This is a genomic window from Nocardia sp. 852002-20019_SCH5090214, from assembly GCF_001665865.1.
Taxonomy (GTDB): domain Bacteria; phylum Actinomycetota; class Actinomycetes; order Mycobacteriales; family Mycobacteriaceae; genus Nocardia; species Nocardia nova.
Genome location: NZ_LZMK01000092.1, coordinates 1 through 1124, shown reverse-complemented (window position 1 = coordinate 1124; position 1124 = coordinate 1). Strand labels below are relative to the sequence as shown.

Below are 1124 nucleotides of genomic sequence, written 5' to 3'. Positions count from 1 at the left end.
CCGATTCGCCGGCGCGCCAACCGTGTGACTGCGGTTTCGTTGCGGTACAACAGTTTCAGCCACCGATACACATGCGCAGGGTTGGCGAACCCGGCCCGGCTGGCATGCACGTGCAGCCCCACTGACGCGTCGGCCTCACACCCGAGCCGTTGCAGCTGCTCGAGCAGCGGCCAGGGAAACTCGTCGATCGCGTACCGGTAGGACATCGGGTGGGACACAAGCTCGAACCCGGACGGCCTGATGGAAGAATCCCGTTTCAAATATCCGAGGTCGCCGAGGTGGTCGGTGGCGAGTCCGGCGCAGGTGTCGAAACGGTTGTCCGGGACGATGATTTCCAACTCCAGCCCCAGATACAGCGGTCCAGTGCCGTGGAAGCGGGGGTCGGGGCGGTAGGTGTAGTTCCACACCTTCCCGCGGTTGGCGCAGGCCTCGCACCGGTGTCCGGGTTGGACAAGGGTGCCGCAGTCGGGGCAGGCGGGGAAGCGGCTGGCGCAGCGGGGGCAGGCGCGGTGCCCGCCGGAGATGTAGTGGCTGTCGGCACTGAACCGCCCGCAGCTGAAACACGCGGCGAACAACGCGCCCGCGCACCGCGCGCACACGAGTTGATCGGTGTCGGTGCGCAAGTGCGGGCCGGTCAACCGTCGACACGACACACACCCCGCCCACCCGGTCAGGCAGTGCGCACATAACTGCGCCTCCTCCGCGGTATGAGTCAGCCGCAGTGACGGGGTGCGGCAGTAGTCGCATCGGGGCAGTTGCTGCCAACACGACTCGCACACAGCGGCATTCGCGATGCACAGCTCCGTATCGGATGTCGTGCCGTCGCAGACCGCGCACGGCGGGCCCAGGATCGGATCGGTCATGAACGCACACACCCTCCACAACAGAAAAGCGCCGGCCGACTGGGGAGTCGACCGGCGCGGGACAGAGACAGGGACAGGGCAAGCAAGGAGCAACGGGGAGCGCCCGATGGGGCCTGCGAGCTTCGCTCAGGCGGCCAGGCTTGGACGGGCGTATTCGCAGTCGTCGGCCGGTTGGCCGTGGTGTCGGCCCGGGCAGTCGATAGACCGCAGGACACGATCGGCCACGGACAGCCGGGTGCGGGTCTCGGCTTCGAGATCATC

General features: G+C 67.4%; 1 pseudogene. It reads right to left on the bottom strand.

Annotated features, from left to right (window positions below):
* Positions 1-863: pseudogene (locus A5780_RS40750) on the bottom strand (hypothetical protein); the annotation flags it as partial.
* Positions 864-1124: the final 261 nt, after the last annotated feature.